At 67.8% G+C, this 15,892-nt stretch carries 11 protein-coding genes; 4 read left to right on the top strand and 7 right to left on the bottom strand.

Annotated features, from left to right (window positions below; genetic code table 11):
* The first annotated feature begins 7 nt into the window (after positions 1 to 7).
* On the top strand, positions 8 to 1,516 hold the full coding sequence (locus C7402_RS20390; protein ID WP_244314888.1) for a cobyric acid synthase: 1,509 nt from the start codon (positions 8 to 10) through the stop codon (positions 1,514 to 1,516).
* A 33-nt stretch (positions 1,517 to 1,549) separates the two neighbouring features.
* On the opposite strand, the gene C7402_RS20395 is transcribed toward C7402_RS20390, so the two are convergent.
* On the bottom strand, positions 1,550 to 1,969 hold the full coding sequence (locus tag C7402_RS20395) for a PaaI family thioesterase (RefSeq protein WP_112172619.1): 420 nt from the start codon (positions 1,967 to 1,969) through the stop codon (positions 1,550 to 1,552).
* 196 nt (positions 1,970 to 2,165) lie between these two features.
* On the opposite strand from C7402_RS20395, the gene C7402_RS20400 reads away from it, so the two are divergent.
* The gene (locus C7402_RS20400; protein WP_112172620.1) at positions 2,166 to 2,798 is read left to right on the top strand and encodes a ParA family protein; all 633 of its coding nucleotides are present in this window, start codon (positions 2,166 to 2,168) and stop codon (positions 2,796 to 2,798) included.
* Positions 2,799 to 2,846: 48 nt separating this feature from the next.
* On the opposite strand, the gene panD is transcribed toward C7402_RS20400, so the two are convergent.
* The 4 genes from panD to C7402_RS20420 form a co-directional block, all read right to left on the bottom strand.
* Complete coding sequence (gene panD, locus C7402_RS20405; protein ID WP_028207747.1) at positions 2,847 to 3,233, bottom strand: aspartate 1-decarboxylase; 387 nt, start codon at positions 3,231 to 3,233, stop codon at positions 2,847 to 2,849.
* Between the two features lie 146 nt (positions 3,234 to 3,379).
* Complete coding sequence (panC, locus tag C7402_RS20410; RefSeq protein WP_112172621.1) at positions 3,380 to 4,222, bottom strand: pantoate--beta-alanine ligase; 843 nt, start codon at positions 4,220 to 4,222, stop codon at positions 3,380 to 3,382.
* Positions 4,223 to 4,583: 361 nt separating this feature from the next.
* Complete coding sequence (locus tag C7402_RS20415; RefSeq protein ID WP_244314889.1) at positions 4,584 to 5,498, bottom strand: segregation and condensation protein A; 915 nt, start codon at positions 5,496 to 5,498, stop codon at positions 4,584 to 4,586.
* The gene (locus C7402_RS20420; protein WP_112172622.1) at positions 5,498 to 5,683 is read right to left on the bottom strand and encodes a DUF3460 family protein; all 186 of its coding nucleotides are present in this window, start codon (positions 5,681 to 5,683) and stop codon (positions 5,498 to 5,500) included. The genes C7402_RS20415 and C7402_RS20420 overlap by 1 nt, the downstream gene beginning before the upstream one ends.
* Positions 5,684 to 6,221: 538 nt before the next feature.
* On the opposite strand from C7402_RS20420, the gene C7402_RS20425 reads away from it, so the two are divergent.
* Positions 6,222 to 7,907: an autotransporter assembly complex protein TamA gene (locus tag C7402_RS20425; RefSeq protein ID WP_116611925.1), complete on the top strand. Its 1,686-nt coding sequence runs from the start codon at positions 6,222 to 6,224 to the stop codon at positions 7,905 to 7,907.
* A gap of 61 nt (positions 7,908 to 7,968) precedes the next feature.
* Positions 7,969 to 12,426 carry a translocation/assembly module TamB domain-containing protein gene (locus C7402_RS20430; protein WP_116611836.1) on the top strand — a complete coding sequence of 1,486 codons (4,458 nt, stop codon included), beginning with the start codon at positions 7,969 to 7,971 and terminating at the stop codon, positions 12,424 to 12,426.
* A gap of 91 nt (positions 12,427 to 12,517) precedes the next feature.
* Here the strand turns inward: C7402_RS20430 and metG are convergent, their stop codons facing one another.
* Both metG and C7402_RS20440 read right to left on the bottom strand, forming a co-directional pair.
* Positions 12,518 to 14,668 carry a methionine--tRNA ligase gene (gene metG / locus C7402_RS20435; protein WP_116611837.1) on the bottom strand — a complete coding sequence of 717 codons (2,151 nt, stop codon included), beginning with the start codon at positions 14,666 to 14,668 and terminating at the stop codon, positions 12,518 to 12,520.
* Between the two features lie 465 nt (positions 14,669 to 15,133).
* Positions 15,134 to 15,787, bottom strand: coding sequence for a YiaD family glycine zipper/OmpA-like lipoprotein (locus tag C7402_RS20440; RefSeq protein WP_112172625.1), 654 nt, complete (start codon positions 15,785 to 15,787; stop codon positions 15,134 to 15,136).
* Between the last annotated feature and the right edge of the window lie 105 nt (positions 15,788 to 15,892).

The following is a 15,892-nucleotide window of genomic DNA, read 5'->3' on the forward strand; positions in this document are numbered from 1 at the left end:
CCGCTTCATGACCGCAACGCTACCCGCCGTGCCCCAGGGCACGCTGATGATCCAGGGCACCACGTCCGACGCCGGCAAGAGCACGCTCGTGGCCGGCCTGTGCCGCCTCGCGCGCCGCGCGGGCGCGCGCGTCGCCCCGTTCAAGCCGCAAAACATGGCGCTCAACAGCGCCGTGACCGTGGATGGCGGCGAGATCGGCCGCGCCCAGGCGCTCCAGGCGATCGCGGCCGGCATCGAGGCGCACACCGACCTCAACCCGGTGCTGCTCAAGCCCAACAGCGACCTCGGCTCGCAGGTCATCATTCACGGCAAGGCGCGCATGAACCTCAATGCGCGCGCGTACCAGGACTACAAGCCGCTCGCGCGCGAGGCCGTGCTCCAGTCGTACGCGCGCCTGCGCGAGCGCTACGACACGGTGTTCGTGGAAGGCGCGGGCAGCCCCGCCGAAGTCAATCTGCGCGCCAACGACATCGCCAACATGGGCTTCGCCGAGGCCGTGGACTGCCCGGTCGTGCTCGTGGCCGACATCGACCGTGGCGGCGTGTTCGCGCACCTGATCGGCACGCTGGCCTGCCTGTCGGAGAGCGAGCGCGCACGCGTGAAGGGCTTCGTCATCAACCGTTTTCGCGGCGACCGCACGCTGCTCGAACCCGGCCTCGAATGGCTGGAGAAGCAAACCGGCAAGCCCGTGCTCGGCGTGGTGCCGTATCTGCACGGCCTCACGCTCGACGCCGAGGACATGCTGCCCGGCGCGGCCCACAGCGGCGCGCAGGCGGGCGGCGAGATCTTGCGCGTGGTCGTGCCCGCGCTGCCGCACATCAGCAACCACACGGATTTCGACGCGCTGCGCGCCCATCCGCAAGTCGATTTCACCTACGTGCGTACGGGCGAAACGCCGGGCGCCGCCGATCTCGTGATCCTGCCGGGCTCGAAGAACGTGCGCGACGACCTCGCGTGGCTGCGCGCGCAGGGCTGGGAGACGGCGCTCACGCGGCATCTGCGCTACGGCGGGCGCGTGATCGGCATTTGCGGGGGCATGCAGATGCTCGGGCGCGCGATTGCCGATCCGCACGGCGTGGAGGGCGAGCCGGGCGCGGTGGCGGGCTTTGGCTGGCTCGACTACGAAACCGAACTCACGCGCGAAAAGACGCTCAAGAATGTGACGGGCGCGCTTGCGCTGGAAGGCGCGGAACCGGCGCGGGTGGCCGGTTACGAGATTCACATGGGCGAAACGCGCGGGCGCGCGCTGGAAACGCCCGCGCTGCGGCTTGCGCAGGAGGGCGCAGGGGCGTCGCGTCCCGACGGCGCGTGTTCGGCCGACGGCCAGATCCTCGCGACCTACGTGCACGGCCTCTTCGACACGCCCGAGGCGTGCACCGCGCTGCTGCGCTGGGCGGGGCTCGCGGCGGCGCGCGCGGTGGACTACCCGGCGTTGCGCGAGGCGTCGCTGGAGCGGCTGGCGGATACGCTCGCGGCGAGCCTCGATCTGGAGAGGGTGTTTGGGGTGATCAGGTAAATACGCGCCTGAACGCGCGATAAAGCGCGCAGCTCAGTAAAGCACCATCTGCGTGCAGCGGAACAGCGCGATGGTCTTGCCGTCCGGGCCGCTCACCGTGGCGTCCCAGACCTGCGTGCTGCGCCCGAGGTGCACGCCCGTCGCCACGGCCGAGATCGTGCCTTCGCGCGCCGTGCCGAGATGGTTGCTCTTGATCTCGATGGTCGTGAAGTTCTTCGCGTTGGGCGGCAGGTGGGCGAGGCAGGCGTAACCGCAGGCGGTGTCGGCAAGGCCGATCACCGTGGCCGCGTGCAGGAAGCCGTTGGGCGCGAGCAGATTGCTGCGCACGTCGAGTTCGGCGCGCAGCAGGCCTTGTTCGAGCGCGAGCGGGCGAAAGCCCAGCAGTTCGGGCAGGCGGCCGCGCTGGCGCTCGAGCAGGGTTTCGATCGTGACATCCTGGCGTAGGGTGCTCATGGTCGGTCAGTCTCCGGAATTTGACAGCAACAAATGCGGTGCGCACACGCGGGGGCTTCGGCGGCGCGCAATTTGCCGATAATATCGGACGGTTGATTCGGGGCGGCGGCTCGTCCGCAAGGCGCCTCGAAGGGCATCAGGCAAGAATCACGGCAATCCGGCTGGCCCAGTGCCAGCCATCCTGACGGGAGCATTCATGACGGTAATCGTGGTGGCGAATCCCAAGGGCGGCGTGGGAAAGAGCACGCTGTCCACCAATCTGGCGGGCTATTTCGCCGCGCAAGGCGAGTGGGTGGCGCTCGCGGATCTCGACCGGCAGCAGTCTTCGCACGCATGGCTCGATTTGCGGCCGGCCACGCTGCCGCCCATCGAAAGCTGGCAGGTCGACCTGGACAACCCGGCGAAGCCGCCCAAGGGACTCGAGCACGCCGTCATCGACACGCCTGCCGGCCTGCACGGCAACCGGCTCGGGGCGATCATCGAACTGGCCGACAAGGTGATCGTGCCGCTGCAACCCTCGATGTTCGACATCCTCGCCACCCAGGACTTCCTGAACCGCCTCGCCAAGGAAAAGGCCGTGCGCAAGGGCTCGATCCAGGTGGGCGTGGTGGGCATGCGGGTGGATTCGCGCACGCGCTCGGCCGAGCAGCTCCAGCGCTTCGTGGAAGGGCTGGAGCTGCCGGTGCTGGGCTATTTGCGCGACACGCAGAACTACGTGCAGCTGGCCGCGCACGGCCTCACGCTGTGGGACGTGGCGAAGAGCCGGGTCGAGAAGGATCTCGACCAGTGGCAGTCGATTCTCGGCTGGGTGGACGGCGCAGGCAAGTAAGCTCGCAACCAGGCTGGCAAGCGAGCCCGCGCCGGCCGGCCGCGCGCCTTAGCTCCAGCTTTGCGTGGGCACGTGGTCGCGGCTGCCCTTGATGCGGTTGTTCTCGTCGACGAACACGAGGTCCGGCTTCCAGCCGGCCTTGAGCTCTTCCTCTTCCACGTTCGCGAAGGCCGCGATGATCACGAGGTCGCCCAGTTGCGCGCGGCGCGCGGCCGAGCCGTTCAGCGAGATCATGCCGCTGCCGCGTTCGCCCTTGATCGCGTAGGTCGTGAAGCGCTCGCCATTGTTGATGTTCCAGATGTCGATGCGCTCGTTCTCGACGATGTTCGCCGCTTCGAGCAGGTTCTCGTCGATGGCGCACGAGCCTTCGTAGTGCAGCTCGCAGTGCGTGACGGCGACGCGGTGGATCTTCGACTTGAGCATATGGCGTTGCATGGCGTGTCTCCTCAGGCGTGCGGGCGCGCGGCCCGCCGCGGGTCAGGTGCTTGAGCTTGAGCCCGCGTCAAGGCGCGGATAACCGGAATCAAGCGGGATCAAGCGGGTATCTTGTGAACAGGGGCGGCGCGGCCGCCCCGCGGACCTCAGATTTCGAGGTTGTCGATCAGGCGCGTGGCGCCGAGCTTGGCCGCGGCCAGCACGACGAGCGGCTCGTCGGCTTGAGCGGCGACGCCCGGCGTGGGCGGCAGCAGGTTCGCGCGCTTGCGGATCGCGATGTAGTCGGGCTTCCAGCCGCGCGCGGCAAGCGTGGCCATGGCGTCGAGTTCGAGCTGCTGGAAGTCGCGGCGGCCCGAGAGCACCGATTCGCGAATCGCGCGCAGCACGCCCGCCAGTTGCGGGGCTTCCGCGCGCTCGGCTTCGCCCAGGTAGCGGTTGCGCGAGCTGAGCGCGAGGCCGTCGGCGTCGCGCACCGTTTCGGCGGCGATCACCTCGGTCGGCAGCGCGAACTGGTTGCACATCGCGCGCACGATCATCAACTGCTGGTAGTCCTTCTTGCCGAACACGGCCACACGCGGCTGCACGCACGACATCAGCTTCATGACGACCGTGCACACGCCCTCGAAGAAGCCGGGGCGGAACTCGCCCTCCAGAATGTCGCCCAGGTCATGGGGCGGGCGCACGCGGTATTCCTGCGGCTGCGGATACAGGTCGCGCTCGGTCGGCGCGAACAGCACGTAGACGTTCTCCTTCTGCAACTTCTCGATGTCGTCCTGGAGCGTGCGGGGATACTTGTCGAAGTCCTCGTTCGGGCCGAACTGGAGGCGGTTCACGAAGATGCTCGCCACGACCGGGTCGCCGTGCTGGCGCGCGAGGCGCATCAGCGAAAGATGGCCTTCGTGCAGGTTGCCCATGGTCGGCACGAACGCGGTGCGGTTTTGGCCGCGCAACTGGTCGCGCAATTCCTGAATCGAACTGATGACTTTCATGATCGGATGCTTTATGCCTCGCGCGGGGCAAGACTTGGGTTGCACGCCGCAGGGCCCGGCCCACGGACCGCGAAGCGGACGTCGCGCGCCCGGGCCGCGCAGCTTGGCGCGTGCGGTTCTTCGTGTGTCCCGTATGTGGGACGAGACCGGGCAGGCGCGGGCGATTGTAGTGGATTTGTGAGCGCGGCGCACCCGCCCCGGGTGAGGGATTTTCCTGGCGTCGCGCCGCGCGGGCCGGCCGGCGGCCCTTCATTTGATGTGGTGCTATTTATTTGCGGCGGGGGCGCGGCAAGCCCGAACGGGCCTTGCGCCTTGCCCTGGGCGCTCAGGGAGACACTCAGGGAGACACTCAGGCAGGCACTCAGGTAGGCAAATACGCGAGCCGCACGTAGATCGGCGCGAACGGCTCGGGCTGGGTGATCTCGATGAGCGATTCGCGCGACAGCTCCAGCATGGCGATGAAGTTCACGATCACCACGGGCACGCCGCGCGTGGTGTCGAACAGCTCGGAGAATTCCATGAAGCGCTCGCCCTGGAGCCGGCGCAGGATGATGCTCATGTGCTCGCGCACGGAGAGCTCCTCGCGCGAGATCTTGTGGTGCTGAACGAGCTTCGCGCGCTTGATGACGTCGGCCCACGCGGCGCGCAGGTCGTTGCTGTCCACGTCGGGAAAGCGCGGCGTGATGCTCTGCTCGATATAGACCTCGGCGCGCATGAAGTCGCGCCCGAGCTGCGGCAGGCGGTCGATGCGCTGGGCGGCGAGCTTCATCTGCTCGTATTCGAGCAGGCGCCGCACGAGTTCGGCGCGCGGGTCTTCGGCTTCCTCGCCGGTATCGGCCTTCTTGACCGGCAGCAGCATGCGCGACTTGATCTCGATGAGCATGGCCGCCATCAGCAGATATTCCGCGGCGAGTTCGAGGTTGGTCTTGCGCAGTTGCTCGACGTAGCCGAGGTACTGGTTCGTGACCTCCGCCATCGGGATGTCGAGAACGTTGAAGTTCTGCTTGCGGATAAGGTACAGCAGCAGGTCGAGCGGGCCTTCGAAGGTCTCGAGAAAGACTTCGAGCGCGTCCGGCGGGATGTAGAGGTCCTGTGGAAGCTTGAAGAGCGGCTCGCCGTACAGGCGTGCGTACGCGACGCCGTCGATCGTGTCGGGCGTCGAGTCGGTGGAGGGTGCGGTCAGCGCTTCGCCGGGCGGCTGCCCGGCGGGCTGGCCCGCGTGACTGGCCGCGTGCTCGCCCGCTGGCGGCGTGCCGGCCCCGTCAGCCTCGGCCATCAGAAGTTCTGATAGTAGACGTAAGGCGTTTGCCGCACGCGCGAGGCTTGCTGGCGCTCGCGCTCGTCGAGGTCGATCGGCTGCTTGTCCCACAGGAGCGCGCGGCCCTTGCGCTGCTGCTCCTCGAGTTGCGGCTTTTGCTGCTTGAGCTGGGTGATGAACTGCGTGATGTCCGACTGATACATGGCTGACGTCCGTCCAGTAAGGCGGGGCGCATGATTGCACCGCGCCGCTAATTCTGTCGGCGGTAATTTTACCGCAAGCCATCGCCGCGGAACATCGGGGCGGGCGTCGCACGGGGTGTCAAACGAGGCGTTCAGCGGGTGTCCGGCGGGGTGACCAACATCAGGACGGCGCTTGCGCCCCGATTGTCGTACGTGTTCCCGCCCGACTTGCGCCGCCTCCTGGGGTATTTACGCGCCGATGTGGTGAAATAACGCGTTTGCGCCCGATGCCGCGCTCCGCGCCCCGCGCGCGAGCCGCGCAACCGGTGGCGACCAGTTCTACGACAGCCGGAGGTCTTGTTTGGCGGGATGGGTGATCGAAGCGTTGCGCGCATGGCGACGTCCCACGCGGACGGCGCGGGCGCAGCATGCCGTCGTGGCGCGCAGGGCCGAAGGGCGCGCGTCGTTGCGCTTTGCCGCTTCGCTGGCCGTGTGTTTCATCGCGTGCCTGGCCGCCGCCACGCCCGCCCGGGCCGATCTCGCCAGCCTGCTGCCGTGGATGCGCGCGCGCACCTACTACGACGTCGAGATCGACGCGTCCCCGCGCGAACTGCGCAACCTGCTTCAGGCGCACCTCGACATCGCGCGCTTCGCCACCCGCCCCGACGTGGGCGAGGACCAGTTCGAATTCCTCGTGACGGCCACGCCGCAGCAGGTGCGCGATCTCGCTTCGACCGACGGTTATTTCTCGCCCGTCGTGCGCACCGACGTGCGCAACATCGAGGGCAGGCGGCACGTGACGGTGAGCGTCGACGCGGGGCCGCGCACGACGATATCGTCGGTGAATCTCACGTTCCGCGGCCCGGTGCTCACCGAAGACCCGGCGCAGGAAAACACCGCGCGCTTCGCCTTTTCGCTGCACGATGGCGACGCCTTCACGCAGTCGGGCTGGGACGACGCCAAGAACGCCGCGCTCAAGGCGCTGCAAGCGCGCCGCTATCTCGGCGCGAAGATCGTGCAGTCGCAGGCGCGCATCGATCCGCTCCAGAACGACGCGCAACTTTCCGTAACCTTCGACAGCGGCCCCACCTTCACGTTGGGCAAGCTCGACGTTTCGGGCACGCGGCGCTACCCCGGCTACATCATCGACAACGTGAATCCGCTCTCGCCGGGCGAGATCTACGACCTGAACCGCGTGACCGAGCTGCAACGCCAGGTGCAGAACACGCCGTACTACGCGAGCGTGGCGATCGACGTGGACGCCAACACACAAAAGCCGCTCGACACGCCCGTGCACGTGAAGGTGAGCGAGTTCCCGTACAACAGCTTTCGCGGCGGCGTGGGTTACTCGACCGACACCGGCGCGCACGTCCAGGGCTCGTACACGTATCTGAATACGTTCGGCGCGGCGTGGCCGTTCCAGGTGCAGGGCCGGCTCGACCAGATCCAGAAGTTCGGCCAGGTCCAGCTCTCGATGCCGCCCGGCCCGCGCGCGTGGACCAACAGCCTCGTCGCCTCCTACACGAGCACCGACGTGTCCGATACGAACATCTACAGCGCGCGCGTCGGCGTGCAGCGCACGCGCACTTCGCAGAACATCGATTACGCCTACGCGCTGATGTTCTACGACGACCGCATCACGCAGAACGTGGGCGCGCCCACGCGCGCCTATGCGCTCGTGCCGACCTGGTCCTGGACGCGCCGCAACGTGGACGACCCGCTGTTTCCGCGCACCGGCAACATCATCCGCGTGGAGGCGGGCTTCGCGCTCAAGAACGTGGGGGCCGAGCAAAGCTTTCTGCGCGCCTACATGCGCGGCCAGCAATACCTGCCGATCGGCCAGAGCGACCTCATGGTGTTTCGCGCGGAGATGGGCGGCGTGTTCACGAGCGGGCCGTCGAGCGGCGTGCCCGCCTCGCTGCTGTTTCGCGCGGGCGGCTCGAACTCGGTGCGCGGCTACGCGTTCCAGAGCATCGGCAACGACGTGGGCGGATCGATTTTGCCGACCAAGTATCTCGTGACCGGCTCGGCCGAGTACCAGCACTGGTGGAGCCGCGACTGGGGCGGCGCGGCGTTCTTCGACGTGGGCACGGCCACCGACACCTGGGGCGAGAAGGAATTCGATCCCGGCGCCGGCATCGGCGCGCGCTGGCGCAGCCCCGTCGGGCCGGTCAACCTCGATCTCGCCTATGGCTTTCGCACCCATAGCGTGCGGCCTTATCTGACTCTCGGGATCGCCTTCTGATGACGACGCGCGCGCCGCTCCGTTTTGCTTCGACGCTCGCGCTGCCCGGCGGGGTGGCCGCATGATCGCGCGCCGCCTTGCCGCGCTGTTCCGGCTCGCTCCCGCGTTCGCCGTGCCGCCGGGAGAGCCGGCCGCTTCGGACCGTGCCGAGGACGATGGCGGCGATGGCGCCAACGGTGGCGGGAACGGCGGCGACGGCGATGCACGCACGCCGCCGCCGCGCCGGCCACGGCGGCTCTGGAAGGCGCTGGTCTGGGCGATCGTCGTGCCGGTGCTGATTGTCGGGATCGTCGGCGGCCTGCTCTATGGCGTGCTGACCACCGAGCGCGGCGCGTCCTACGTCTGGCGCGTCGCCGTGAAGGTGCTCGACGGCAAGCTCGCGGGGCGCTTCGAAGGCGGCACGCTCGCCACCGGCGTGCGTTTTTCCAACCTGAGATGGCACGGCCCGGATGGCACCACGCTCGAAGTGGATCGCGTGGGCGGGCAGTGGGCGGTGGAGGGCTTTCGCAAGACGCCGTGGCGCTTCGTGATCGACTATCTGCATGTCGGCGACGTCGACCTGCGCATCGTGCCGTCGCACGAGCCTTCCTCGCCGATGCAGTTGCCGGAAAACCTGCAACTGCCGCTCGGGCTGGAGATCCGCGATCTTCAGGTCAACAAGCTCACGCTGCACGAAGGCGCCTCGACGAGCGAGTACTCGCGGCTCCAGTTCCACGCCCGCAGCGATGGCCGTCATCATGAAGCCGCCATCGAGCGCCTCGACACGCCCTTTGGCGCGGTGAGCGCCGAGGCGAAGCTCGACGGCGTGCGCCCGTTCGCGCTCTCGGGCGACCTTGGGTACTCGGGCAAGGTCAACGGCGAGGCCGTACAGGTCAGCGCGACGCTCGCGGGCTCGCTCGAAGCGCTCACGGCCGACATCGAGGCGAGCGGCATGAAGCTCACCGGCCGCGCTCACGTGGAGGCGGCGCCGTTTGCCGCCGTGCCGCTGGAGCGCGCGACGCTCGCGTTCGATCACGTCAATCCGCAGGCGTTTGCGCCCGGCGCGCCGTTTGCCGATCTGGCCGTGCGCGCGCAGTTGCAGCCGGTGCCGGGCGGCGCGGCGGGTGTCGCGGCGGCGCTGGCGGCGGCTGCATCGGGGGCGTCGGGGGTGTCGGCGGCTTCCGCGGCGACGCCCGCGTCGGTTCCGGCCGCGGCTTCGGCGCCGCACCGCGGGGCGCGGGCGGGCGCACGCGGCAACGCGGCCGATTTCACGGTCGCGGGCACGGTGTCGATCGTCAACGCGAAGCCCGGCTCCATCGACGAGAAGCTGCTCCCGCTCATCGACGCGCACGCGGACGTCGTGCTCGACGCGAAAACGCAGCGCATCCCCAGGCTCGCCGTGCGTCTCGTGAAGAACGCGACGCTCACGGGCGGCGGCACGATCAGCGGGCGCGACGGGCGCTTCGACCTGAGGGTGGCCGGGCTCGACCTCAACGCGATCGAGTCGAGCGTGCGCGCGACGCAGTTCGCGGGGCCGATCGGCGTGCGCCTGAACGGCGACGTGCAGAGCGTCACGCTCGATCTCGCCGATCCGAGGGCGGCGCTGCGCGTGCAGGGCAAGATCACGCAAGACCCCGCGCGCCTGTCGTTCAGCGACGTGCGCCTGACCTCGGGCGCCGGGCGCATCGACCTGTCGGGCGCGCTCAAGCACGACGCCGGCTCGACGTATCAGCTCAAGGCGGTGCTGACCAATTTCGATCCGCTCTCGCTTACGGCGCAAACGCCGGTGCGCACGCCGGCGAACGCGGGGAAGGCCGCGAGTGCCTCGAAGGCGGCCCAGGCGAATGCGCGTACGCGGGCCGCCGCCACACCTGCAACGAGCGGCGACGCCCTCAACCCGCAACGCAATCTCGCGCTCAATCCCACGCTGAACCCGGCGCTCAATCCCGCGCAATCGAGCGATCAGGCCGCCGAGCAAAAGCGCGTGGAGAACGCGAAGGCGACGGAGCAGGGCGGCGCCGCGCCCCCGGCCCGGCCCGCGCCGCGCCCGCCCGGCCGCCGCATCGAGGCGCGCGTGAACGGCACGCTCAACGCGAGCGGCGTGCTCGCGCCCACCTTCACGACGAAGGCGGAGTTCAAACTCGGCCCGAGCGTGTACGACGATCTGCCGCTCACGGGCCAGGGTCTCATTCAACTGGCGGGCTCGCGCATTCTGCCGAGCCGCGCGAACCTCTCGGTCGCGGGCAATACCGTCGATCTGCAAGGCAGCTTCGGCGCACCGGGCGACCGCCTGCGCTTTCGCGTGGATGCGCCTCAGCTCGACCGCCTCGGCTTTGGCGTGGCGGGCCAGCTCGCGGCGAACGGCGACCTCACCGGCAGCTTCGCGCATCCCGACGTCTCGCTCGACTACAAGGCCGACCACGTGGTGTTCGGCGAGAACCGCGTCGGCCACGCCGAGGGCCACGCGCTCGCGCGCGACGGCGCGAACGGCGCGCTCGCTTTCAGCACGGACGCGAGCGGCATTGCCGTGGCGGGCGTCGATATCACGACGCTCACCGCGCGCCTCACCGGCACGCGCGCGAAGCACACGCTCACCGCGAACGCGAAGGGCAAGGTGCAGGGCCAGCCGATCGACTTCGCGGTGGCGGCGAACGGCGGTCTCGCGGACACGCGCGAGGGCACGCGCTGGAACGGCACGCTCACGCAGCTCGAAAACCGCGGCGTGCCGGGCGTCAAGCTTCAGTCGCCGCTCACCGTGAGCGCGGGCCCGGGCAAGGTCACGCTCGGCGCGACGCGCCTCGTGGCCGAAGGCGCGTCGCTGGAGCTCAAGTCGTTCGATCTGGATAACGGCCACATCCGTTCGGCGGGCACGCTCACGAACGTATCGCTCGCGCGCATCATGCAACTGCGCCAGCAGTTCACGGGCGTGCCGTCCACGCTCAGGACGGACATGATCTTCGACGGCGACTGGGACTTTTCCATCGGCCAGAGCGCGAGCGGCTACGTGCAGATCAAGCGCCGCTCGGGCGACATCACGACCGCGATCGGACGCGGCTTCGCCTCGCTCGGCGTCGGCGACCTCAACGCGCGCGCGGCCTTCAGCGGCGGCAATCGCCTCACGCTCACGGCGCACGCGCAGGCGAGCCGCGTGGGCGTGCTCGACATCGACGCCTATACGACGCTCGCGCCGCGCGACGGCATGCTCACCGTCGTGGACGAGGCGCCGATCGGCGGCACGATCAAGGCCAACGTCCCCTCGCTCAGGACCACCGGCGGCCTGTTCGGCCCGAGCTATCTGCTCGACGGCCACCTCGCGCTGCAACTCGCGCTGGGCGGCACGATCGCGAAGCCCAATGTCACGGGCTCGCTCACCGGCGACGGCCTCTCGGCCACCATGGTCGATCAGGGCGTGGAGTTGAAGGACGGCGTGATCCGCATCGCGCTCTCGCAGAATCTCGTCGACTTCCAGCAGGTGGAGTTCCACGGCGCGACGAGCGGCACGCTGCGCGCGACGGGCCGCGTGCGGCTCGACAACGCCGAACCCGATCTCACCGCGAGCATCGTCGCGGACAAGCTCGAACTCTTCGCCTCGCCCGACCGCAAGCTCTCGCTCTCGGGCAGCGCGAGCATCGCCAATGGCGGTCACCTGGGCGGCATGCAGATCGACGGCAAGTTCACGGTCGATCACGCGCTGTTCGACATGCCCGAGTCGCCCGCGCCCTCGCTCGGCGACGACGTGGTGATCGTGCGTCCCGACGGCTCGACGATCGGCGGCAAGCCGCCGATCGAGGAAACGGCCTCGACCAGGCCCGCGCCGCGATTCGCGCCGCGCGCGAACGTCGACATCGACCTCGGCCACGATTTCCGCTTCCGCGGGCAGGGCGCCGATCTCGGCCTTGCGGGCAAGATCTCGGTGAACAGCGCGCCGGACGTGCCGCTGCGCGCCGAAGGCAACGTTCGCGTGACCGAAGGCTCCACCTACACGGCGTTCGGCACCAAGCTGAACATCGAGAACGGCTTCTTCACGTTCAACGGGCCGGTCGGCAATCCCGGCATCAACATTCTCGCCATGCGCCGCAACCAGCAGGTCGAGGCGGGCGTGCAGGTCACCGGCACGGTGCAGGCGCCGGTGGCGCGGCTCGTTTCCGAGCCCAACGTGCCCGACAACGAAAAACTGTCCTGGCTTCTGTTCGGCCACGGCACCGACCAGGGCAACAACATCGGTCAGCAGAGCGCGATGACGACGGCGCTCGCCTTGCTCGGCAGCGCGCAGGGCAAGCGCATCGCGCAGAGCATCGGGCTTGATGAATTCTCGATCGGGCGCAGCGAAGTGGGCCTGACCGACCCCGAGGTCGTGATGATCGCGAAGGCCATCAACCAGCGCTTCGTGATCGGCTACGAGCAGGGTTTGCAGTCGGCCTCGAACGCGGTGAAGGCCACGATCAATCTTTCGCGTTACTGGTCGGTGGTGGTGTACGGCGGCACGTTCTATGGCGCCGATATTCTGTACACGCGACGGTTTGATCGGCTGCGCAGGTGAGCGCGCGGAAATAAAAAAAGGACGCAGGCGCTGGGCGCTTGCGTCCTTCCTGTCGAGGCAGTGGTCCGACTGGCTTGATTGCCTTAGCGCTTTAACGTACCCGCATGCCCGGCTTCGCGCCGCTATGCGGCTCGAGAATGTAGAGGCCCGGTTCGGCCTTCTCGTCCTTGGCCGATGCCGCGAGCACCATGCCCTCCGACATGCCGAACTTCATCTTGCGCGGCGCGAGGTTCGCGACCATCACCGTGAGCTTGCCCTTGAGGTCTTCCGGCTTGTAGGCCGAACGAATGCCCGAGAACACGTTGCGGGTCTTTTCCTCGCCCACGTCGAGCGTGAGTTGCAGCAGCTTGTCAGAGCCTTCGACGATATTGCAGTCGACGATCAGCGCCACGCGCAGATCGATCTTCGCGAAATCGTCGATCGAGATGACTTCCGGCGTCTCAGGCTCGGCCTTCTTCGCTTCCTTCGAAGCCTTCGACTTCTTGTTCGCGTCGGCGGCAGCTGCGGCGGGCGCTTCCGTGGCCTGGAGCGAATCGCGGTTCGCGGCGAGCAGCGCTTCGATCTGCTTCGGATCGACGCGCGTCATCAGATGCTTGTACGCGTTGATCGGGCGTTGCGACGACAGCGCCTTGCCTGCGTCGGCCCACGTGAGCGGGTCGATCGCGAGGAACTGCTCGACGCCTTCGGCGAGTTGCGGCAGCACCGGCTTCAAAGCGAGCGAGAGCAGACGGAACGCTTCGAGGCTCACGCTGCAAGTCTCGTGCAGCGCGACGGAGTTGGCCGGGTCCTTGGCCTGTTCCCACGGCTTGGCCGTATCGACATAGCCGTTCACGGCGTCGGCGAGTTCCATCGTCTGGCGCAGCGCGCGGCTGTACTCGCGTGCTTCGTAGTGCGCGGCGATTTGCGGAATGGCGGCACGCATCTGCTCGATGAGCGGATGGTTCATCGCGCTGTCCTGCACGCGGCCCTCGAAGCGCTTGATCAGGAAGCCCGCGGCGCGGCTCGCGATGTTGATGTACTTGCCGACCAGGTCGCTGTTCACGCGCGCCTGGAAGTCCTCGAGGTTCAGGTCGAGGTCTTCCATCGTGCTGTTGAGCTTCGCGGCGAAGTAGTAGCGCAGCCACTCGGGGTTCAGGCCCGTCGTCACATAGCTCTCGGCCGTGATGAAGGTGCCGCGCGACTTCGACATCTTCGCGCCGTCCACGGTCAGGAAGCCGTGCGCGAACACGTTGGTCGGCGTGCGGTGGCCCGAGAACTGGAGCATGGCCGGCCAGAACAGCGTGTGGAAGTACAGGATGTCCTTGCCGATGAAGTGGTACTGCTCCGTCTTCGAACCGGCCTTCACCCAGGCCTCGAAGTCGAGGCCGCGCTTCTCGCACAGGTTCTTGAAGCTCGCGTAGTAGCCGACCGGCGCGTCGAGCCACACATAGAAGTACTTGCCGGGCGCGCCCGGAATCTCAAAGCCGAAGTACGGCGCGTCGCGCGAGATGTCCCAGTCGGCGAGCTTCGATTCGCCCGAGTCGCCCAGCCACTCGCGCATCTTGTTGGTCGCTTCCGGTTGCGCCAGACCGCTCACCCAGCCGCGCAGGAAGTCTTCGCAGCGCGGGTCGGAGAGGCGGAAGAAGTAGTGCGTCGAGGTCTTGCGGATGGGCGTGGCGCCGGAGACCACCGAGTACGGATTCTTCAGGTCGGTGGGCAGGTAGGTCGAGCCGCATACTTCGCAGCTGTCGCCGTATTGATCTTTCGCGCCGCACTTCGGGCACTCGCCCTTGATGAAGCGGTCGGGCAGGAACATGTTCTTGACCGGGTCGTAGGCCTGCTCGATGTCGCGCGTTTCGATGAAACCCGCTTCCTTGAGCGCCAGATACACCGACTCGGAGAGCACGCGGTTCTCGTCGGAGTCCGTCGAGTAATAGTTGTCGAACGACACGCCGAAGCTATCGAAGTCGCGCTTGTGCTCCTGCCACACGCGCGCGATCAGCTGCTGCGGCGTGAGGCCTTCTTTCTCCGCGCGCAGCATGACGGGCGTGCCGTGCGTGTCGTCGGCACCGACGTAGTAGACCTCGTGGCCATGCATTCGCAGCGCGCGAACCCAGATGTCCGTCTGGATGTACTCGACCAGGTGGCCGATGTGGATCTGCCCGTTGGCATAGGGCAGAGCAGACGTGACGAGAATCTGGCGGCGGCCGCTTTGATTGGCATGCGCGCCGGCTGCTGCGAGGTCGGTGGCGGGTGCTGACATAAGTGAGGAGAAGTCCGATGTTGCGGGGGGAAAGGGCGATTTTAGCAGGGCGGGCGGGCCCTCGTTGCACGGCCGGATGGCGGCTTGCGGGAGAAGCGGCCTGAAAAGCGTTCCGAACACGCGCGCTCGCACGGCCGAACGCTATGCTGCGTCGCACAAATTACGGGCAAAAAAAACCGGGGCAGGATGGCCCCGGAGCAACAACGACAAGAGGAGAATGGTGACGCGGCGGCACTGCCGCACACGTACCGTAAAGACAGACAGCGCGATTTCCGGAGAGTTCGAATTATTTTTCGATTCTCTGCGCGCGTCTTTTGCGAGGCCTGCAAAGCCCGTTCGGCTTGGGGTCGCACGGCGGTTTGGCTCGCTGCGCCGGCCGCCGGAAACGCAAACGGGACGGCGTTGTCGCCGTCCCGTTCTTATGTCGCTGTTGGATTGCGCCAGGACACCTGGCGCCGGGCGCGCTTAGCCGCCCTGGTGTTGCGATGTCGCGCGCAGGTAGATTTCCACGCGACGGTTCGCGGCGCGGCCGGTTTCCGTGCTGTTGTCGGCGATCGGCTGGGTGTCGCCGCGGCCTTCGGCCGACATGCGCTGCATCGGGATGCCGCGCGAGGCGAGGTAGTTCACCACGCTCTGCGCGCGGTTGACCGACAGCGTCTGGTTGTACGCCGGCTGGCCGGTGTTATCCGTATGGCCAACCACTTGTGCGACGACTTCCGGGTTCTGCTGGAGCGTTTGCGCGACCTGGTCGAGCACCGGCGCGAACGACGGCTTGATCGCATAGCTGCTCGTGTCGAACGTCACGTTGCTCGGGATGTTGAGCTTGAGCGAGCCGTCCGGCTGCTCGGTGATCTGCGTGCCGGTGCCCTTGGTGGCGCCCGTCAGCTTGTTGTGGATCGCGGTCCAGTTGTAGCCCGTGATACCGCCGACCAGCGCGCCGGCGCCCGCGCCGATCGCCGCACCCTTGCCGCCGCCGAAGATGGCGCCGATCGCGGCGCCCGTGCCCGCGCCGACACCCGTGCCGACGGCCGTGTTGGTGCCTTGCTGGGTTGCGCAGCCGGCGACGAGTGCGCCGGCAACTGCGAAGACGGACAGGCGGGTCAGGATTCTTGTGTTCATTTGCTTTCCTTTCTTGAGTGGAACGGACGCTGCCGGTGACGCTCGCCGGCCCCGCCTGTGAGCAGGGTCTTCGAACGGCGCGTGGCGGCAGCTACTACAATGACG

The sequence above is a fragment of the Paraburkholderia unamae genome (assembly GCF_003096875.1).
Lineage (GTDB): Bacteria > Pseudomonadota > Gammaproteobacteria > Burkholderiales > Burkholderiaceae > Paraburkholderia > Paraburkholderia unamae.